This window comes from Octadecabacter sp. B2R22, from assembly GCF_018861045.1.
Taxonomy (GTDB): Bacteria; Pseudomonadota; Alphaproteobacteria; order Rhodobacterales; family Rhodobacteraceae; genus Octadecabacter.
Genome location: NZ_JAHKQJ010000009.1, coordinates 25,607 through 46,766, shown reverse-complemented (window position 1 = coordinate 46,766; position 21,160 = coordinate 25,607). Strand labels below are relative to the sequence as shown.

Annotated in this window: 13 protein-coding genes; 8 read left to right on the top strand and 5 right to left on the bottom strand. The window is 52.1% G+C overall.

Features of this window, described 5'->3' with window-relative positions; translation table 11 throughout:
* Window positions 1-2,073: DUF4214 domain-containing protein (locus KO486_RS12900; protein WP_216037698.1), on the bottom strand; the 2,073-nt coding region annotated here is incomplete at its 3' end.
* A 135-nt stretch (window positions 2,074-2,208) separates the two neighbouring features.
* On the opposite strand from KO486_RS12900, the gene KO486_RS12895 reads away from it, so the two are divergent.
* Both KO486_RS12895 and KO486_RS12890 read left to right on the top strand, forming a co-directional pair.
* On the top strand, window positions 2,209-2,862 hold the full coding sequence (locus KO486_RS12895; protein WP_216037697.1) for a hypothetical protein: 654 nt from the start codon (window positions 2,209-2,211) through the stop codon (window positions 2,860-2,862).
* A gap of 141 nt (window positions 2,863-3,003) precedes the next feature.
* Window positions 3,004-4,401, top strand: a complete 1,398-nt coding sequence (locus tag KO486_RS12890) for a phosphomannomutase (protein ID WP_216037696.1) — start codon at window positions 3,004-3,006, stop codon at window positions 4,399-4,401.
* Window positions 4,402-4,459: 58 nt separating this feature from the next.
* On the opposite strand, the gene KO486_RS12885 is transcribed toward KO486_RS12890, so the two are convergent.
* The gene (locus tag KO486_RS12885) at window positions 4,460-8,275 is read right to left on the bottom strand and encodes a DUF4214 domain-containing protein (RefSeq protein WP_216037695.1); all 3,816 of its coding nucleotides are present in this window, start codon (window positions 8,273-8,275) and stop codon (window positions 4,460-4,462) included.
* 391 nt (window positions 8,276-8,666) lie between these two features.
* On the opposite strand from KO486_RS12885, the gene KO486_RS12880 reads away from it, so the two are divergent.
* Together KO486_RS12880 and KO486_RS12875 are read left to right on the top strand one after the other, a co-directional pair.
* A complete protein-coding gene (locus KO486_RS12880) occupies window positions 8,667-9,422 on the top strand; it encodes a sulfotransferase domain-containing protein (protein ID WP_216037694.1) in 756 nt (251 codons plus the stop codon).
* Window positions 9,423-9,470: 48 nt separating this feature from the next.
* Window positions 9,471-12,761 carry a glycosyltransferase gene (locus KO486_RS12875; RefSeq protein WP_216037693.1) on the top strand — a complete coding sequence of 1,097 codons (3,291 nt, stop codon included), beginning with the start codon at window positions 9,471-9,473 and terminating at the stop codon, window positions 12,759-12,761.
* A gap of 39 nt (window positions 12,762-12,800) precedes the next feature.
* On the opposite strand, the gene KO486_RS12870 is transcribed toward KO486_RS12875, so the two are convergent.
* The 3 genes from KO486_RS12870 to KO486_RS12860 all read right to left on the bottom strand — a co-directional run bounded on the left by KO486_RS12870 (window position 12,801) and on the right by KO486_RS12860 (window position 14,830).
* Window positions 12,801-13,670, bottom strand: a complete 870-nt coding sequence (locus tag KO486_RS12870; RefSeq protein ID WP_216037692.1) for a hypothetical protein — start codon at window positions 13,668-13,670, stop codon at window positions 12,801-12,803.
* A gap of 9 nt (window positions 13,671-13,679) precedes the next feature.
* Window positions 13,680-14,552 carry a hypothetical protein gene (locus KO486_RS12865; RefSeq protein ID WP_216037691.1) on the bottom strand — a complete coding sequence of 291 codons (873 nt, stop codon included), beginning with the start codon at window positions 14,550-14,552 and terminating at the stop codon, window positions 13,680-13,682.
* Between the two features lie 83 nt (window positions 14,553-14,635).
* On the bottom strand, window positions 14,636-14,830 hold the full coding sequence (locus KO486_RS12860; protein WP_216037690.1) for a hypothetical protein: 195 nt from the start codon (window positions 14,828-14,830) through the stop codon (window positions 14,636-14,638).
* A 389-nt stretch (window positions 14,831-15,219) separates the two neighbouring features.
* Between KO486_RS12860 and KO486_RS12855 the strand changes: the two genes are divergently transcribed.
* The 4 genes from KO486_RS12855 to KO486_RS12840 all read left to right on the top strand — a co-directional run bounded on the left by KO486_RS12855 (window position 15,220) and on the right by KO486_RS12840 (window position 21,117).
* Window positions 15,220-16,131: an NAD-dependent epimerase/dehydratase family protein gene (locus KO486_RS12855; RefSeq protein ID WP_216037689.1), complete on the top strand. Its 912-nt coding sequence runs from the start codon at window positions 15,220-15,222 to the stop codon at window positions 16,129-16,131.
* Window positions 16,132-16,219: 88 nt separating this feature from the next.
* Window positions 16,220-17,233, top strand: a complete 1,014-nt coding sequence (gene gmd, locus KO486_RS12850) for a GDP-mannose 4,6-dehydratase (protein WP_252734770.1) — start codon at window positions 16,220-16,222, stop codon at window positions 17,231-17,233.
* Window positions 17,234-17,536: 303 nt separating this feature from the next.
* Entirely contained in the window at window positions 17,537-18,550 is a 1,014-nt protein-coding gene (gene gmd / locus KO486_RS12845) for a GDP-mannose 4,6-dehydratase (protein ID WP_216037688.1), read from the top strand.
* 29 nt (window positions 18,551-18,579) lie between these two features.
* Complete coding sequence (locus tag KO486_RS12840) at window positions 18,580-21,117, top strand: glycosyltransferase (RefSeq protein WP_216037687.1); 2,538 nt, start codon at window positions 18,580-18,582, stop codon at window positions 21,115-21,117.
* The last annotated feature ends 43 nt before the right edge of the window (window positions 21,118-21,160 follow it).

Sequence of the window (21,160 nt, the reverse complement as noted above, 5' to 3'; positions counted from 1 at the left end):
GGCCAAGCCGGTGTCATCCGCATCGCGGTTCAGCACGTTTTGATAGAGCAGATTGACGAAGTCGGCATTTTCCAAGGCACCATATGTGTTCTGGAATTCCGTTGAATTCACAAACCCATTCGCGGCCTGAAGCAGCGATAGTTCATCCGTGGCAACGCGCGTTGTCCAGTTCTGATGCCCATTCGCATCTGGTTCGCGCCCAAGCGTGGCTTGGTACAAACGGTACACAGACGCCGCCGTGTCCGCAAAATACGTTACCGGAAGATCGTCACCGAAAATGTAATCATCACCGTCGTCGCCAAACAGGATATCTGACTCCGACTTACCGCGCAGTACGTCGTTACCACCTGCGCCAACAAGAACGTTCTGCGCATCATCTCCGACCAAGAAATTGCCGAGGTCGTCGCCTACGAACGCATTGTCATTAACCAAGTCTTCCAATCCTAGGAAAACGTCTTCCCCGATGTCGTCCAAGAACTGGAATGACTCGATATTGCGGAATTTCCCGACGACTTCGCCCGTGGATTCAACGAACACTTCATACCAGGCCCCTTCGGTTACCTCGATATCAAACACGGCGAGGAAATCCTCAGCTGTGATGTTGTTTAAGTATTCAACGCTTGATACTTCGACACCGTTGACGAGTTCTGAGACCGTTACTTCGTAATACCCGTTGTCGAACTTAAGCCGATCATCGCCGTCTTTTCCGTCAATTTCGAAGTAGTCCGGCAGCGATTTCAGATCGAAGCGGTTTTCTTCGGCGTCACCGGTCACCATCAATTGGCCACCGCCATAAAGATTGAGATCCACATCCGAGAAGTTCACGAAGTCAAATTCTAGGACGGTTACAGCGTTATCTTCTGAGAAATCATCTTCGGGGCTGACAAAGACCCACTGGCCGTCCTGGTAGACATAATTCCCGTAGATGGCATCAGGGTCGACGGTTGCGTCAAATGTCCCATCTTCGAAATTGAGTGTGTAAATACCATAAAGTTCAGAGATGATATCTAACTCGTTACTCTCAAAGTTACCATTCAATGAAGCCCCGCCGTCGACGAAGACATCGGGAGGGTTGAGATAGTCAGTTTCGTTGCCATAATAAGCATAGTCTGGGCGCACGGAGAGCTCGTCTTTACCAGCCCCGAGGTCGACCGTGATTTGCTCGGCGTCAAAAGAGAGAATGGCGTCTAAAGAAACGTCGTGATCCTCATAATCAGTTCCGACCACTTCGAGTGTTTCAAAGACGAGGTCGTCTTCTGTCTCTGGGTTGCCGGTAATTGTGATCAGTTCGGAGCCGTCAGCGCCTGTGACGGATACTTCTGTCAGCCCAAATTCTGCGATATCCCCGAGGTCGAGAGGATCTTGGCCCCTATTCGTGGCATCCGAAATTATCTCGATGAAGTTGCCGAGGCTATCAAAATCAAATGTGCCTTCGGCCGCAAATTCTAACCCAGCGAGATTGAAGGCAACACTGGAAGATCCAAGCGTCAATTGCGCGACTTGCGCGCCGTCGTTGCTTACGGTCGCGGACGACAAATCGAAGGTGTCCAAGACACTGATAAGAGAATTGAAATCAGCTTGGCTAAAGTCAGCAGGATCGGTCAGTGATAGTTCTGCGACCGCACCTAGCAGATCAGCCATGCCTTGGAAGCTATTGGGAATTTGGCCGACCAGGTCGATCCTTTGAGCGCCAGAAATCAGAGAAAACGCGGTTCCGGTCGCTTCGATTTCTAGGATGGTTGTCCCACCACTGATGAATTCAATCGAGGAAAAGTTACCTTCTGCGATACCCGCTTCCAGATCGTTAGCGAGCTCTTCTAGAGAGCTGATACCGCTGAGATTGAGCCCAGAAATCGAAAGGGCGTTCTGTGAGTCACCCCAGACGACGCTTGTGCTGGAGAGCGTTGTCGGTGCCGCGTTGATTGCGTCTGCGATCGTATCGCCAAAAACGGAAAGCGCGTCAGCATGTTCGAAACTAAAGCCATTGATCAGATCCGCGTCGTACAAGTCATCAAATGCGCCGTCGCCGTCACCTTCTATGAGAAATAGTACCGAAAAAACACCGTCCAACATAAATCCACCCTTTGAAAACAATTATTATCAATTTCTACCAATACTTATATTATCCATGGTTGAAATTCGAGCAAGGCTGAAAGTCCTAAACAAATGAGCAAATATCCTTTTCGTTCGTTTTTCTTAGGAATATTCTTGATAGCTATAATTGGCCCTTCGATTGGCTCAGCACAAAACCCGATAGAGGTTCGGTTGCAGGCAGGGTCCGGCCCTAGTTTGACACTGCCGGATGCATTGGAAAGCACCGCCAACAGCTTTTTCGGAAAAAGCTCCGGGGGGTTCCGAATTAACCTAACCGCTGATGACATATTTGGAGATACCGATGGCGCCCGTCAAAGCAGTGGCGCATCTTATGCGCTGTCTTTGCGGGCGTCGCAGTTGATATGGTCTCATTCCGATATGGATATAATGTGGGACGCAGTGATGTCGGTCGGTCAGGCGCATTATAAGTTGCCAGATGGTGCGGATCCTTTGCCCGAACCAATCTCTGTCCGATTTGATTTCGTCACACTCACGCCTCGCCTGTATACCCAGTTTGAACGCCCGCTTCGCGGATCGAGCGTGTGGGGTTTGCGCAGCGGCGGCGGAGTGGAGGTTTCCCGTACGCGCGTTGCGATTACGTCGGCGCTTTTGGACGTGCACGACACGAGCACTCATGCCACCGGGTTTGTCTTTACGGATGCATATTATGGGTGGGACAGTTCGCATAACGGTCAAATTGCCTTTGGCGTACAGATCGCGCCGGACAGCACTTTCGCTTTCAACTTGGGGGTCAGCGCGTCCTATTAAGCGTGCCGAGATGAAAACAAGTTTCTGCCGATAGGGCCGTTCCAGTTTTCTAGGATTTCTTGTAACAGACAAATCTAGATCAACTTGGGGCCGCTGAAATCTTCGGACCCACATCACTTTATTTTTGGAAGGCACGCGATAATGGCTCCTAAATTTGGCACGAGCGGGCTTCGAGGCCTTGTCACTGAACTGACATCGGATCTGGTCAGTGATTACACGAATGCGTTCCTTTTGGCGTGTGAGACAAACGGCACCGTCCGAGTGGGCTGGGATTTGCGCCCATCTTCGCCGGACATCGCGGACGCTGTCATCACGGCAATTTCGCAGGCTGGTCAGACCGCGATCGTTGACGGCCCTCTTCCGACGCCTGCTCTGGCGCTCGCGTCTCTTTCCGCAGGACAAGCGGCGATCATGATTACCGGCAGCCACATTCCTGCGGATCGCAACGGGCTGAAGTTCTACACGACGAAGGGCGAAATTTCGAAAGAAGACGAAACGTCTATCCTTTTACATCTGACCGCGCTTGAAGGTCCAGCAGTTGAGGCGACGGCCAAAATCGATGGCGGGCAAGACGCGATTGCGGCGTATGTGGCGCGCTATACGTCGGCTTTCGGTACGGCCGCTCTGACAGGTTTGCGGGTTGGTGTTTACCAGCACAGCTCTGTGGCGCGGGACGTTATGGTCGATGTTGTGACCGCATTGGGCGGCACCGCAGTGCCGATCGCGCGGTCGGATGAATTTATCCCCGTCGATACAGAAGCCGTAGATCCAGAAACCAGCAGTTTGTTTGCTGGCTGGTGCGGTGATCATAGCCTTGATGTTTTGATCTCAACCGATGGTGACGCTGATCGTCCGATGGTCGTGGATCGCAACAGCAATATCGTTCCAGGGGATGTCTTGGGCGCGATTACATCGAAAATGTTGGGCGCCGACATCCTGTGCACGCCTGTGTCATCCAACACGATGATCAAGCAAATGGACGACTTCGAGACGATCCATCTCACGCGTATTGGGTCACCATTTGTGATTGCAGCGATGGAAGACTGCCTCGCGGCGGATTCATCGGCAAAGGTCGTTGGCTACGAGGCGAATGGCGGGTTTTTGCTTGGCTTCGAAGCCGTCACGCCGTCAGGCCGCTTGGCGCCGTTGATGACCCGCGATTGCCTTCTGCCGATTTTGGCACCGTTGTCGCTCGCGCAGGCGTCTGGAACCACGCTTGATGCGCTGGTCGCTGATTTGCCCGCGCGTTTCACCGCCGCAGATCGGTTGACGGGTATCGCTCCGGATGCGTCCAAAGCGTTTCTGACAGGGCTGATTGAGAGCCCATCCGCGCGGGCAGCTTTCTTTGCGGAGGTCGGCGCGGAAACCGATTCTGACACAACAGACGGGTTGAGAGTGAGCTTTGAGAGTGGCGATGTTGTCCACCTGAGACCGTCAGGTAACGCCCCTGAATTCCGGTGTTACGTCGAAGCTGACACGGCACAGCGAGCGCAAGAGTTGCTTGGAGTGCATTTGGAAAAACTGCGCACAACGCTTTAGAAATTGGCGCAGCCCGATCTTTGATTATCGGGCTGCGCGCTAATTTTGTCGTTTGTGGTTACGACAAGTTATAGCCGACACGGTCCATCATGCTAAGGCTTGTGTTCAAGAAGGTGATCTTCTGACCAGACTTTTCGAACACAACTGACCCCCCGCTCTGGGTCATGTTTGAAATAGCATCTTCTTTTGTGTCAAACCCAAAGCCGGACAACTGCAATCGGTCCCATGGTTCGAAATCATAGATAATGTCGGATCCGCCCTCGCCGTTGCGGAATACGAAGACATCGCTGCCCGTGCCGGCGTTCATCTGGTCATCACCAGCGCCGCCTTCCAAGACATCGTTCCATTCGACCTTTGCGTCTTGCATCCAGTCATCTAGTTCTGGGTCCGTGTTGGCACGAAATTCTGCCGCTTGGGTAAAGCCTAGCACAACTTCGGCGCGCGATAGACCGTCAGCAAGATCCCCTGTCCATCGGGCCAAGCCACGATCATCGGGCGCTCTATCCAGAACGTTTTGATAGAGCTGTGTTACGAATTCTGCGTCAGACAAGTCGCCGTAGTTATTCTGAAATTCACGGGAATTTACAAAGGTGTTCGCGGCTTGCTGCAATGTTACACCGCCGCCAAGGCCTTCGACCAGTTTGGACAGCCCGTTAAACCATCCTTGAAAACCAGTGGAATCTGGTTGGCGACCAAGAGTGCCTTCATACAGGCGGTAAACTTGGCCTGCCAATTCTACGCGGCTTGTGGAAACGTCATCGACGGCCCCGGCCCCTACAACGAGGATGTTATCGCCGTCGCCGGCCCGCAAAACCGAACTGTCTGTGTCGTCACCGATCAGGGTTTCACCTGCTGTGACAGCGCCAAATTTGGCGGCAGCCCGAATACCATAAGAGCTCGCCAAGTTAGAAAATTGCGGAGAACCGGTGAACCCTTGCAAAACTTGCAATCTGCTCAATCCGTCGTCCAAATCCCCAGTCCATCGCGCAAAGCCACGTTCATCGGGAACATCTTGGCCGAAGATTGCCTTGTATAGAACAGAAACAAATTCATCGTTCGTCGTGTTTTGGTTTACGAATTCTTGGCTGAAGATAAGCCCGCGCGCGACGTCAGATCCGCTGAGAACACCTGTATACAACCGATCCGTCCAGTTGTTCTGACCGCGCGCATCTGCTTCTCGGCCAAGAATGTTGACGTAGAGCTGTTGAACAAAGTCTTCGATCTCGTTCAGGGACTGGCTGTTCTGATATTCGCCAATGCGGGTTTCAGTTGAGAACTGCGTATCTACGATGTTTTCCCACCGATAGACGACGGCATGATCTTGGGCCGCGTTCGTGCCGCCCGTGATCAAGTCCAGATAGCCATCGTCATCAATGTCATGTGCGACGGGGGATCCTGCATAATTGTTAAATGCCCGTTCTGCTGAATCCGTGTTGGTGATCTGATTGCCCTGTGAATCCAGAACAACAACCTGAGACCCAATGCTGACGAGGATTTCCAAGTTACCATCACCCGTCAGATCAACGGCGACGGGCTGACGTGCGATTGGAATATCAACGACGCCTTCTCCCGTTGATAAATTGTAAGGCATCACCTGAGTTGAAAACAATTCTTGGCCAGATGCCGACCATGCATGGACGTATCCCTCTAGGGTTGCTGCAATGATTTCTGATCCGCCGATGCCATCCAGATCAGCAACGAGAGTGCCGGCCAGAACGCGACCTTGGGTGGCGAGTTCGTAAACCAAATTACCTTCAGCGTCCCATACGTTCACATGTTGACCGCGGTCATCTTGGAAATAGTTGCCCGTGCCCTGAATGATTTCTAGGCTGCCGTCGTTATCCAGATCGGCTGTCGTGGGGCTTGACCACAACGATTGTTCGTCAAATTGGCCTCGGAACTCAGCATTTGTCGATGTTCCGACTTGGGTGTCCCAGCCGCTCACGGTTTGATGCCCGTAGTTATTCAAAACGTGCAAAATGCCGCCCTGCTCGGGGATGCCAGCACTCGCGTTCGCTGTAATATCTGCGGGTGCAATAATCTCGAACAAACCGTCCAGATCAAGGTCTGCAACCGCTGGTGATGCGCCTGCGGTGTCGTGCAGATCAACGCGGTATTCTACTGATCCGTCGGACCCGTTCAGGACATATAAATAGTGATCCCAAGACGCCACGATCACTTCGCGTTGGCCGTCAGCATCGATGTCAAAAACACGCGGTGTGCCATAGGTCCCATCAGGGCGACCGTCTGGCCCACTTGCAGATTCCGGGTCATTTGGATCGCTCAGAAGGCCAAATGAATCTTCATTTATGTGCGACCATAGAATGTTGCCGTCGCTGTCCAGCGCATAGACGCCGCCCATGTCACCGGGCTGGCCTGCAGGCGCAAATTCGTTCCGATTGTCAGCGCCAACACCAACAATGATATCTATGCTACCATCGCCGTTCACATCCGAGAAAACTGGTGCAGTGGTCACGGAGGTACTGTTGTAAAAGAGGCCTGTAACTGGGTCAGCACCTGAAATCGCTGGGAATGTTTGGCTCCATTTTACGTCACCGTTGTCCTCAAGAACAATCAGGCCACCGGGCAAAATCTCATTGCCGTCATCATCGAGGGACTTCACCGCGCCCACGAAAATTTCATCTTTGCCATCGTTGTCGATGTCATAGACAGAAGCCGAGGCATTGCGGATAGGGCCAAATTCCAGTTCTTTTGACCAAGTGTTTATCGGAAGATCAACATTCAGAGTGTAATCCAAAACGACCCCATTGGGCAGGTCTTGGTCCACATAGGGGGCCCAGTAAACGTTTAGAAAGTAGGTCGCGGTTTCGTTGGAATACTGTTCAAAGCTTTCGTCAGCGAACTCTTGGAACCCGTTCCGGATCGGAGTTCCGTCAGCATCATAAAGACGCATGTTCAGGTTCATCGCGGTGCCATCTGGCGTAAACACATCGGTGTTTGTCATGGAAAACTCCATGAGCCCCGGCCCGGATTCAAACTGATACCAGTCAGACCCAATCCCGTCGGTGACAACGGTTTCCCCTGCGCTCAGCAGTTCAGCAGTCGCGATAGACCCGTTTGTATCAACGCGGTTGTCTTCTTCTGGCAAGTCAATGTCGAGAGAGTAGCTCAGCAGAATGTTGTCAGGCGCGGGCGTGCTTCCGCCAAATTGCGATGTGTATACTTTGATAAAGTAATCACCTGCGGTCGGCGCTAGATAGGTAAGATCCTCGACCATGCTGGTCGAGAAGTTCGACCGCAACAGGTTACCGTCACTGTCGTACAGTTCCATATTCAAGTTCCGCAGGTCGTCGCGGAAATCGTCTGGATCATCTAGGTTTTCCGCAGTCGTCATGGTGACATTTATCGACCCAGACGGGCTGGTAACCTTCCACCAATCGATACCGGTTCCCAAGATTGGGCCAGATTGCCCTTCGTCGAGCGTCGTTGCGGTCGCCTGCGTGTCGTTTCCATCGTCCTCGATATATTCAGGTAGATCGATTGATAAGGTGTAATCCAGTTCGGTGTCGGCGGCGGGGTTATCTCCGAGCGGGGCTGCGAACACGCGTAGGAAATAGGTGTCCTCTGTCGAGATCCGACGTTCGAGGGTTTCTTCACCGCTTGGCGATGGCGCGCGTTGGATGCGGTCGCCATCGCTGTTGTGCAACGCCATCTCAAGGTTGAGAGGTTCATCACCCGGCGTCATTGTGATGTTCAGGAAACCTGCTTGGGCACGAATTTCGTACCAGTCATGACCCAGACCGGAAACATCATATGTTCCTTCGGCGATCAGTTGTGCCGTCTGAATGGTGTCGTTTCGAATATCTTCTGAACTGTCGGGTGCTTGATGTTCCGGAAAGAAAAAGTCGTCCATTCAAAGTGGTCCTTGAAAACTGGTTGCTGATTAGGTTTGCGCTCGCTTGCCCTGACGTAATGGCATTTTAGGGTAGGCAAAAAGATGACCTAAATATGGTCAAACGGTTCATTTTCTATGGGGGGATCGTTTGGCTTAAGCCGAATTGCGCGCAAATTGCATAAGGCGTGCGCTGATATTGGCCGGATTTCACCTTATGAACGAAGGACTTAGGTGCGGTCGCCCTAACGCTAGGGAATAGGCGCTGTCTGGGTCGGTTGCTTTACAAGGGGCGGCTAATACCATACCTAAAATTATGTCTAAGATTGTGTATTTGCACGTAGGTCTGCCTAAAACGGCGTCTTCAACCTTCCAAAATAGCTTGCGGAGGGCGCCTGCCGCTTTGGCGGATATGAACATCCGTTATCTTCAAACTGGGACTGACGAATTTCACGATTCTGGGCACCATGTCTTGGTGATGGGGCTTCTTGGTGATCGTGGTCGCCACATTTACCCCGGGCTAACCGAAGAACGGGTCAAGAAGGCGTGGGATGATTCATTCATTGAAATCGCTGAATGTCCCGAGGACTACATTATCATCAGCTCCGAATTGTTTTCGATGGACCTTCACGAGACCTTGGACCTCGAACGGTTGCGGGACTCGTTTACTGGTTATGAAATCCGGATCGTAATGGTTCTGCGCGACCCCGTTGATTTCCTGAATTCTGTGTACGCCCAACGTGTACGCGATGGATATGACGGATCGATTGAGGACTACTCCGACCAAATCTGGCCGCTGTTAAACTGGAAGACCCTTGTGAACCATTGGCGTTCTGTATTTGGGCCCAAAAACGTCATCACCTTTCGATTTGAACATCTTCAGCGCGATCAGCTTGCGGATGACTTTATCCGCAGGATGTTCGGCTGGGACTACGAAGAGCCGCGTCTTCCAAATGAATCCTCGAACGAAAGCGTCCCTCACTGCGCCATCGAGTTTTTTAAAGAGATCAACGGCTCTAACCTCAGTGGTGAACTCAAGGCTGAGCTAAGAAATTCGGTTCATGCCCAGATTACAGCGGAACCAAGTGGATTACCCCGACCAAACTTTGTAACAGAGGAACTTAAGACAAAGCTCCTCGCGTTTTGTGAATGGCCCGAGCCCGTTTAATTCACTTGCGCACGTCTTCTTAAACTTGATTAGAAACTGGAAAAATAAATGATCAAAGCCACACTGGGTAGTCCCGATCTGAGTAAGCTCGAGACGTATTTCAAGACGAACATCTCAGGCGACCCAACAAAGGCGACGATCGCAGTGCCATTAACATGGCCCGATATTAAAAACGCGGAATACGAAGTGATCAAACGCTTCTGTATTGCGGCAGAGAACATCGGTTCAAAGATCATTGTGACCGACAATAACGGTTATCCAGTTTGGGCCAGTGACGACAGCCCCGTTGATGACAGCAGGCCGCTTGGGCGGGACGACGTGGATTTTGTCCTGTCGTTGCATTTCGAAAGCCCGCGTCTCACGGACGTTTATTCTTACTATGCAATCTGGCAACCTGTGAGCTTCTATTTTGATTTCGGATACGAAGCGTCAGTTGAAAAACTGATGACCCACAACGATGCGTTGTCCTGTTCATCCGATATGGCCGATGCACATGTTCGCACCCTGATGGGGTCTGCGCGTCCACAGCCACCAAAACCATTCCCGTACTTGTTCCATAGCCCTGCTGAGCCTTACTTCGAGCCAAACATCACAGCAGATTCCCGATTGTTTTACATCGGGATCAACTGGGAACGTTTGGGGAGCACCAAGGGGCGCCACCATGAACTGTTGCGCCTATTGGACGAAGAAGACCTGATCGATATTTACGGTCCACGCGTGTTCCTTGGAAAACGTCCTTGGGAAGGTTTCGACACTTATCGCGGTGAAATCCCGTTTGATGGGACGTCCGTTGTGCGCGCGTTGGCTGGGTCCGGTATCTGTCTTGCGATGTCATCGCACCCACACCAAGAAAGTGGCGTGATGTCCAACCGCTTGTTTGAAGGATTGGCTGCAGGGGCGGCCATGATCGCGAACCCGCACTCGATTGTGGACAAGTATTTCTCGGACGTTGTTTATGAAATTGACGACACCCTCAGCGACGAAGAGATTTTCTTTCAGGTCAAAGGGATCATCGAAGATATTCGTCGGGATCCAGCCGCAGCAAACGAACGCGCGCGGGTTGGCCAGGAACGGATGCGTGAGTTCTTCAGCCTCGAAAAGTCGCTTCAAGCATTGATCAACCAACACGAGGGCCGCGCGAAAACCTTCGCCAAGGACAATCTGGCAACAACAAAATCCGAAATCACGGTTGTTTTCCCGTATCGCGGTCACCGCTTGGTGGAAGCCGCCAACGTGATCAAAGATTTGGCAGAACAGGTTAAAGTCAAACTTCATCTAGTGTTTGTCTGTGATCAGGCCTTTGCGGATGGGGCCGGCAAACAACTCGTGGCAGGGCTTGGCAAACAATTTGCCTCCGCGACAGTTGTGACGGATGTGTTTGGAACGAGCTCAATCGAAGCAACAACGGGCCAAGCATTTGCAGCCGCCCTGCCCCACATCAAGACCGACCAGTTTGCGTTGGTACGCACTGGTGAGCGGTTCTTTAGCGAACACTTTTCGGGCTTGGCCAGACGTTTGTCGGACAACCCGACTGCGCTGGTTGCTGCATCCGGCAAGCTTGAAGAATCTTTTGAAGGCACAGTTCGCGACCGTTTCGTAACTCGGAAAGTTGCCGGTCTTGGGTTCTCGACCAAAACTGAACAGCTTTTGACGGACGATAATTTTTCGGACACGGGTCGTTTTGTGTTCAAGCGTTCAGTGCTGGACACGTTGCGCCCCGAGTTTCTCGCGTTGCTCGATGGTTTGGAAGTTGTCGCCTTGCTGATTGGCGCGTTGAAGAATGGTGGTTTGCAGCAAAATGGCATCGCCAGCTATGTCGCCGTGACGGCAGACTTAGAAACGCACAGACCGTCGAAGGCCAGCTTTGTTCGGCAACGCCAATTCCTGCGCGACATGATGAAGTTCGACCCCGAGATGAACACGCTTCGCGACTGTCTGGAACCAATCGGCGCACAGGCCACGAAGTCTGGCGGCGAAGCATCGCTGTATTACCCTCGTATGTTCATCGACGATATCGTCGATCTGCGTAAAGGGAGTGACGCTCTGAAGTACTTGGGGTCCGGTTTTTCTTATCCGGAAGATACCGCAATTTGGGTGGATGGTCTCTCTGCGACATTGCGGTTCCGGCTCGGTGATGTCACCGAAAAGGACAAAGATAACCTGAAGCTTTCGATCGGCCTTGCAGGTCGTCCAGCAACGAATTCACAGCGTCCGCAGCATTGTACGATTTCGGTCAATGGCGTGACTCTCGGGTATTACGCCCTGAACTCAAGCCCTACCCAAATTCTGGTTACGTTGCCTTTGGGCGCGCTTGATTCCGACACCATTCGTTTGCGCCTGACCGCTGATCACGCCGAACGGGTTTTGGATGAACAGGGTGCGGTTCTGGACCCACGCGAACTGAGTGTTCTTGTCAGCTCAATTGGGATCATCCGTGCGCAAGATATTGAAATCCCTAAGCTGTCCGAGGACATGGATTACGACATGCGTCGGGGTGGATCTGGTCTGCCATTGTTGGTGTCCGGCGGCTACGTCGAGCCTGATTTGGTTTGGTTGACGGATGGTCCTGCCAAGTTCAGCTTCTCTGTCCCTGACTTGAAAAGCTCGACCAAACTGTCCCTCTACATGAGCGCTGTCGACTCAGAGGAACAGGGCGACGACATCACAATGACCTGCTCAATTAATGACACGACCACGTCCGAGTTTGTTTTGACCGATAAGGTCGAACGGTACGATATCCTGCTCGACCCAGAAATGGCTGGGTCTGCTGGCGTGTGCCATTTGGAACTTCACCCAAGTCACGCAAAGCGCGCACGTGGTAAGAACCGTGTCGTCAGTGCCGGACTAGAAAAGATGCGTTTGTCCCAAGCTACGTTTGTTGAAGTCGATACAGTTTATAAGACCGTCACCAACGAGGATGGCTTGCAGTTCTTGTCAGACGGGTTCTCATCGGCCGAAGACAGGTTCACTTGGATCGACGGTGATCGGGCTGTGATCGACATTCAGTTCAAGGCGGACGACGAAGACCTCGAACTCGTCTTGGCCATGTCTGGACGGGATCTTTCTTCGGGGGATGCGCATCAGGTGATCGTTACCGTCAACGGTGAAAAACTGGAAACGCACGAGCTAAAAACGAGCATCGAGGAGTTGGTGACGCGTCTACCAGCATCTGTGTTCTCAGATGAATCGCAGGACTTCACCGTTGAGATCAGTTTGAAAGAGATGCCTGAAATGGTGTTTGGTGCGGATCAAACGGATATTCTCGACAGTCGCCGATTGGGTGCAAATATTTCCAGTTTTGCAATTCGGACAGCATCGACAGACGACGAGTCCTCATAACCAAAGACGCAGGTTAACCCCTTACCGCTCGGAAAGGGGTTAACCGTCTATCTGCGGCCAATCGCAATGACGTTCCAGAACTTTTCGGGCGTCGCCGCTCAAGAACTTGGCCTTTTGAAACGCGGCCGGATCAACAGCGCCAGCGTGTGTGTCGAAAAATGCCCGAACCATATGGCGGAACGCAATCTGCTCGGGTTCCCCAATGTCGCTGGCGTTTACTTCGCGGATGATTTGCACCGCGTTTAATGGCAGTGCGACATTAGTTGATGTGGGTTCAAATATCGGCGTGTCGATCTGTAGGTCCACAGATTTGCGTAGAAAATTATCGACGACATGCCCGTCCTTCTGAAGTGTCTTGAAATCAAGCGCACGGACATTTCCCCGCCCAAAGACGCGGGCCCAATTTCTTGTGAGCTCCCGCCAATTCAGCAAATCCCAATGCTGGGCGACAAACGAACCGATTGAACTGCCTGCGCCATCTTTTACCCGCTGAGCATATGCACTGTCCGTAAAAGACCCGATGTCGCGCAAGACCAAAACAACCCGCACGTCGAACCCGTCTAAACGGCGCTGCAACCGTCGGAGATCGCGGACGTCAGTCAAAGCCCACGAAAACAACTCCGAGCTTAGAACCTGAATTGGTGCATCATGGCGGCGCATTTCGCGCATCGCATTTGGCCATGCTTGATCCAGTTCATCCTGCGTGGTGTCATGACGAATGTGGCGCCCACGCTCGCCCAAGAGAGCCTGCACAAGAATATGATGACCCTTGTCACCAAACACGTCCGTCCCAGATTGCACATAGTGCACACCTGCGTTTTGCAGTGCTTCAGGCTCAGTCGCCAACTCATCTTGGATGAGGGTTGTCGCTGTCTTTGGCAGGCCAATGTGCAGTAGGATTTGCTTCATTTTGGGCTACTAGACATTGTTGGATCGACTGAAAATGCGCGGCCATTTGCAATAATGGCGCAACATCGTCTTGGTGTCCTCATCGAGGAATTTCGCCTTGCGAAAATCACCAGAACTACCGTGTTCTATGAAGAAGTCGCGAATTTGAATGCGGAAACGCGTCGCAATTGGCCGTGGTATATCGCTCGCGTTAATTTCTTTCAGCAATTGCGCCGCATAATAAGGGAGGGCCTCATTCGCGGTTTCAGTTTCAAACAATGTCCCATCGAAACTGACATCAAAGGCATCACGAACAAAGTTATCGACCAAGTTACCCTTCTTGAGTTCGCCAAAATCGAGGGCACGAATGTTGTCCTCGCCGAACACTTTCGCCCAGCGATTGAACATTTGAAGCCAATGCAAATTGCCCCAATTGGCCGCGATAAAGTCGCCGGGCGATCCAGCAAACCCACCCTTGATACGTTGCGAATAGACGCTGTCGACAAAGTCAGCAACGTCTCGAAGCACCAGTACGACCCGGACCTCATAGTTTCCCAGAAGTTCTTTTAGCTTCTGGATATCCGCAGGAGTAATTACCGCAAATGAAAACAGCTCTGAGCTGATCATGATTTGATTGGCCGGGCTCGCTTCTAATTCGTCAAAGGTCTTAGGCCAGATGGCTTCGATCTCATCTTGAGTGGTGCTGACGCGAATTCGTTTGCCGCGCTCACCCAGCAACCCTTGAACCTGCAAATGGTGGCCGCGGTCTCCGAAATCTCTCGATCCCGCCTGAAGATAGGCGATGTCTAGATCCGCCAACTTATCAGGATGAGCGCAAAGCGTATTCTGTATCAATGTCGTTGCCGTCTTTGGCAGCCCGATGTGCAGGACGATCTTTTTCATTATCTATTACCAAATATAAGAACACCCCTGAACGTGTCTGTGACAACATTCAGGGGTGTAAAAATTCTAACCTAATAGGTGTCTTATTCTGCGCTGACCAATTTCAAGCCCTGCTTGTCCAAGCTGCGCAACAAAGCACGGGCTTGCTTGCGGAATTCGGGGCGCGCTGCTTCCCAAGCGTCCTTGTCGAAGGCGCCTTGAGACTGGCGGCCATAAAGTGTTCGGGCAAGTTTGCTGAGGACGAGGCTGTCAAATTCGACGGTTTTGTCGTTTGGCATGATACGGTAGCTCCTGTGTAGTCGAAAGAAATCAAATGGCACCATAAGCCATCTTTCTAGACAAAATTAACTATAGGAAACCCTACCTTCTAAGTCTAGATCAAACCCCCTATACGAGGCTCTGAAGGATGTCTTTCAGGTGACGTAAAGGTCAGGCAAATCCGCGACTTAGTGGGGCCAATTGGATTGACTCCCACGTGCCTCATAGCGAAAAGGGCATAACAAAAGATCAAGGTGCGAAAAGACGGCAGTCACAAGTTTTGAGCCCATAAAGATACCGGTTCAATGCCATGGCGGCACAGTAGAATAGTTAGACATTAAAGACCCTGTCTCCTCCACACGTTAGAAAAGACGCCTTAGTGGAAAGGAACAGATTACGGAGTAAGAAGATGATTTTAGTCACTGGCACCACTGGACTTTTGGGCGCATCAATTGTCCGGCAACTGGATGCCGCCAACCGGCCTTACGTATCGGCTGCGCACTCAGAAGTTGACTTGACCGACTACGCACAAACCCTTGCCTTCTTTGAAAAGCATAAGCCAGAGGCCGTCATTCATACGGCTGCCCGCGTCCATGGTTTGATGGGCAACAAGCGCTTCCCCGCCGAAGTCTTTGACGACAATGTTTCCATTAACCTGAGCGTGATCAAAGCTGCCCACGCCGTCGGTGCCAAACGGTTTGTTGCGGCGTCAACTGTTGCGGCATACCCGGGCCACCTCGTCGAAAATATCCGCGAAGAGCAATATCTCAATGGCCCGCCCCACGCAGGCGAAGCCGCATATGCAGCGTCCAAACGCGCGATGCTTGGCCAACTCGAAGCATACCAAAGCCAATATGGCATGAGCTATGCCTACGCTATTTTGACCAACCTCTATGGCCCAGGTGATCGTTTTGATGTTGAGAACGGCCACGTTATTCCATCGCTGGTCTGCAAATTTCTCGCGGCCAAAAACGAAGGCAGCGCAGTTCCTGTTTGGGGCCGCGGCCGGGCGCGCCGTGATTTCCTTTATGTAGAAGATGCAGCTGCGGCTCTCGTTCACATGGTTGATAATGGTGAAGGCCGGATCAACGTTGCGACAGGCAATACCCTGCCGATCGCGCGGGTCGTTGAAATCTTGTCCGAGGTCTCAGGTGTTACTGGGATCAACTGGGAGCACGACAAACCCGAGGGTCAGCTGGATCGAAGCTACGACGTCTCGCGCCTGCGCGACATCGGCTTTACACATAGCTGGTCTCTTCGGGATGGCTTGAAGGCGACATATGATTGGTATCAAGAAAACCACGCCAAAGCCCGCCATTGAATTGCCGTCGGGTTTGTGAAATCTCCCTTAGGAAATATCAGCGAGCCTGATCTGGCAAAAACTAAATACAAATTTGGAATATGAGATCATGAAAAGAGCATTCATCACGGGGATTACCGGCCAAGACGGCGCGTATCTGTCGAAATTCCTACTTGAAAAAGGGTACGAGGTGCACGGTGGTGTGCGCCGCCCTGCCAGCCCTGAGACCGCCTGCCTCGAAAAGCTTGGTGTGTTGGATGATGTTCACATGCACCAATTCGATCTGGGTGACAGTTCAAATCTGTTCAAGACATTTGGCGACAACAATTTTGATGAGGTTTACAACCTCGCCGCTCAAAGCTTTGTTGGCGCATCTTGGGATCAACCTACCTATTCCGCTGACGTAAACGGTATCGGTGTTCTGCGCATCCTTGATGCCCTCCGTACGGTTTTACCAGAAGCTCGTTTTTACCAAGCGTCCACATCAGAAATGTATGGTCGCGTCCAAAGCGTGCCTCAGAACGAAGAAACAGCCTTCTATCCTCGTTCGCCTTATGGCGTTGCCAAAGTTTACGCGCACTACATTACAGTTAACTATCGTGAGAGCTTTGACATGCATGCGTCCAGCGGCATCTTGTTCAATCACGAAAGCCCACTGCGCGGCAAAGAATTCGTGACCCGTAAGATCACCAGTGAACTTGCGCGGATTGCCAAAGGTGACAGCGCGCCGCTTTTGCTTGGGAACCTTAATGCAGAACGCGATTTCGGTTTTGCGGGGGATTACGTCGAAGGCATGTGGCAAATGCTGCAGCAAGAAACCGCCGACGATTATGTTCTCGCGACGGGTGTCAGCACAACAATCCGCGAATTTGTGTCCTACGCAGGGTCTGCCTTGGGCTTGGACCTTGAATGGAACGGGGCCGGCGTAACCGAAGAAGCGGTCGACCGTAAATCAGGCAACGTAATCGTAAAAGTCAGCGAGGAATTCTTCCGTCCAGTTGAAATCGATGCGTTGGTTGGCGACCCATCCAAGGCAAAAGCTGCGTTCGGGTGGAAGCACACCGTAGATGTTAAAACGCTTGCTGAAATGATGGCAAAAGCAGATTTCGACGCGCTGTCTTAATGAGACTTCTCGCCCCATGCTGCGATATCGCGGTATGGGGCGGCTAACCTCCGATCCCGAGACCCGTTTGAGCCAGAACTCAGAGCAAGTTCAGGATCAGGTTACCACCGGGAACATGTGGCCTAGTTAGCCGTCCAGGGCGTTCAACCTCTGGGATTTTTAACATGCGCTCCGAGTAGACCCCAAAACCTAAGAAATATCTTGGATCCAGCGCCTATTTAGCGTTGTTGGGATGACCATTGTGTTACCAACTCGACCGTAATATGTGTCCCCTGAATTTATGTGAAATTGAGCGAGATCAAGATGAAAACTGCCTTTATTACCGGCATCACAGGGCAAGACGGTGCGTATTTGGCCAAATTCCTTTTGGAAAAAGGGTACAAGGTTCACGGGGGCGTTCGTCGCATTTCACAGCCGGAGACGACGCGCTTGGATCTTCTGGGTGTCACGAACCAGGTTGAGCTGCATGAGTTCGATTTGGCCGAGCAGAACAACATTTTCCGTGTGATCCGCGATCTCGAAATTGATGAGTTCTACAACTTGGCCGCGCAAAGCTTTGTTGGCGCATCTTGGGAACTCCCGATCTATACTGCTGACGTCGATGCGATGGCTGTTGTCAAAATTCTCGACACGCTCCGCTCCCTCAGCCCTCAGACACGCTTCTACCAAGCCTCGACATCTGAAATGTTTGGCCTCGTGCAAGAGGTTCCGCAGTCTGAAACCACACGCCTATATCCGCGTTCGCCATACGGCGTTGCAAAGGTGTACGGCCACTACATCACTATGAATTACCGTGAAAGTTTCGACATGCATGCCTCCTCTGGCATTTTGTTCAACCACGAAAGCCCGCTGCGCGGCAAAGAATTCGTAACTCGCAAAATCACGCTGGGTCTCGCGGCTTTGGCGCGGGGCGGCGATGCTGCGATCGAGTTGGGCAACATGGACGCAAAGCGCGACTGGGGTTTTGCGGGCGACTACGTCGAAGGCATGTGGCACATGCTGCAACAAGACGTTCCTGACGACTATGTTTTGGCAACAGGTGTCACGACCACGATCCGCGACTTCTTTACTGCCGCCGGTTCAGCGCTTGGTATGGACATTGAATGGTCCGGTGAAGGCGAAAACGAAACCGCGACTGATAAGAAGTCCGGCAAGCAGGTCATGAAGGTTAATCCTAAGTTCTACCGCCCTGCCGAAGTCGAACTTCTTATCGGTGACCCGACGAAAGCCCTAACAAAGCTGGGCTGGCAGCCTAAGGTGACTGTGAACGAACTCGCAGAAATGATGGCAAAGTCTGACTACGACGCGCTCGCATAGAATACCAAACTTAGAATTGGCGGTTTCACATGTCTTTTGCTTCGTCTTTCCGAGGGTTGATTGGTAATGCCCTTTATTCATCAAAGCGCGCAGCGAATGCGGCGTCCCGTCTTGCAAAAATGGGCCCGTACAAGGGTTACGTTGACGGAGTAAGCGCCGATGGAATGGTGCGCGGTTGGGTGTTCAACCGACGCACCGGGCAAGGACGCGTGCAGGTGGCGCTTTATGCGGGCGACACCCTCGTCGAGGTCGGCTTTGCAAATGGTTTACGCGAAGACGTTCGCGGCGTAACGGGCGGTGAAGTTGAATGCGGTTTCGGCTTCAAGCTCACAGATGCAACATATGACCTTTTGAAGACAACAAAGGGCAGGCTTTCGGTTCGCACGCACGGGGATAAATCCTACGAAATTGGGTCTTTGACCATTGCCGTAGACGCTTCAAATCCGGCCGTTGATCTCTCCGACGCCGAGCGGTGCAGTCGTGCCTTGAACAGCCAGATTTCGCAGTTTCTAAAGCTGGCTGAGGAAACGCCCGAACTAGACGGGCCTCTCCCCAAGATCGTCAAACCGCCGTTCAAGAACCACGGTTTGATGTTCAAAACCGATCCGATCATCCCTGAAATCCCGACAAGTGGTCATCCGGCCTACTTGGATTATGTCCGGTACAGATACCGGATGGATGAAACCTATAAGGTCGAACCTGGGCTTGAGAGCCAAGATCGGTTTTTGTTCTGGTATCTGACCGCATATCGCGGTGGCGAAAAGCGCCGCGTGCCACTTAGTGCGGACCTCATCGACTACTTGAACGAGCCGATCGTTATGGCCGGTCAAACGTTCTCCGTTAGCCGTGTCATCTGGTGGCGCATCACAGGTCGTCCCGACCTGATGGGCACCTTGAACCTCAATGATCGTGACAGCTTTCTAAACACGTTGTTCTGGTGGGCCCATCAAGACTGCCCGCATATGCACTTCGAGGATTGCTTAATACCGGACCGCTACGCTGATTTCCTACGTGGCGTGCACCCATCCCGCCGGCTTGATTCCTACCCTCTGAGCTACTTCTCAGAACGGTATTTCCAAAACACACCGAGCCTGCATTTCTTACGGCCGGGCACCGCAAGTGGACGAAAATCCCTTGTTCTGGCGATGATGCTGGCAGCCGTCGAACGGCCGGATCTGCTCCGCTATATCCCGAAGTCCTCGATCAATTCACTGCTTGTTGAAGGCGAAGACGGTCAGTCAGAGTTCGAACGCTTCCTAGGTGGCCTGCAGAACGACGACGGTGAATTCACTTCGATGTCTCGCAATCGCTATGCTGCAATCCTGCGCAAACGCGGTTTTGACCTCGACAGCTTTATGTTCATGACCCGAGATCAGGACGGCAACCGCTTCGAAGCGGCCGCCCTTACAGTGCCGAACGGCGACCGCGAAACCGTTGATGTTCAGCTGATCGGCCCGCTCGCAAAGGCGTCTGGCCTTGGTCAGGCGACACGTTTGTCTGCCGCTGTTTTGCGTGAAACAGGTGTCTCAATCAGAGGCGTCGATTTCGACCTCGACAATCCGGCCCCCGTTGGATTCAGCTCCGACACACTCATCGAGGAATATGGCCCAGCCAAGGTGAATATCATTCACCTGAACGCTGAAAGCACGCCTCTCGCGTATGCCTATCAGCCAGATGTTTTCTCGAACTCTTACAATATCGGCTACTTCTTTTGGGAACTCGATAAACCAGCGTATTGCCACTATCTCGGCATGGAGTTGTTGGACGAAATCTGGGTCTCAACCGAGTACGGCGTCGACATCTATAAGGACGACGCAAAAGGGAAACCGGTCGTCAACGTCGGGATGTGTTTCGAAGACAACACAGACATCACGCGCGAAGACAGCCGCGACTTCGTGAATCGTTTGTTCCAGTTTGATGAAGAACACTACGTTTGCTTGGTTGCGTTTGACAGCTTCTCGTTTGTTCAGCGCAAGAACCCAGTCAGCGTTCTGAAGTCATTCCAAAAGGCGTTTGAGGGCGTAAAGAATGCCCGCCTTATCGTGAAGACCCAAAACCGTGATTCCGTTTTCGACCCAGTTCAGGTTCAGCTTTGGGATCAGGTTGATGCAATCATGTCATCAGACCCACGTATTGTGGTCCTGAACCAGACACTTAGCTACCATGACTTGCTGCGTCTCAAATGCGGGTCGGATTGCTACATTTCGCTGCACAAATCCGAAGGCTGGGGTTTCGGCATGATCGAAGCCATGAACCTGAAGGTTCCGGTCGTTTGCACTGCGTATTCCGGAAATATGGATTTCTGCTCGGACGAAACGGTTTGGTTGGTCGATTACGAAATATCGCAACTGCGCCATGGCGATTACATTTTTGTGCGCCCCAAATCCGAATGGGCCGAACCTTTCATCGAGCACGCCGCGTCGCAGCTCCGTGCAGCCTACGATGATCCAAAGAAACGTATTGGAAAAGCCGAAGCAGCGTACGATTACATTAGTAAAAACTTCTCAAGCAAGGCGATCGGCAAACGGTACGGTGGCCGTTTGAAAGAAATCCTAGAAGATCTATAAGTCTCGTTAGTACGATCTGGAACGCCCCGACCTGAAAGATGTT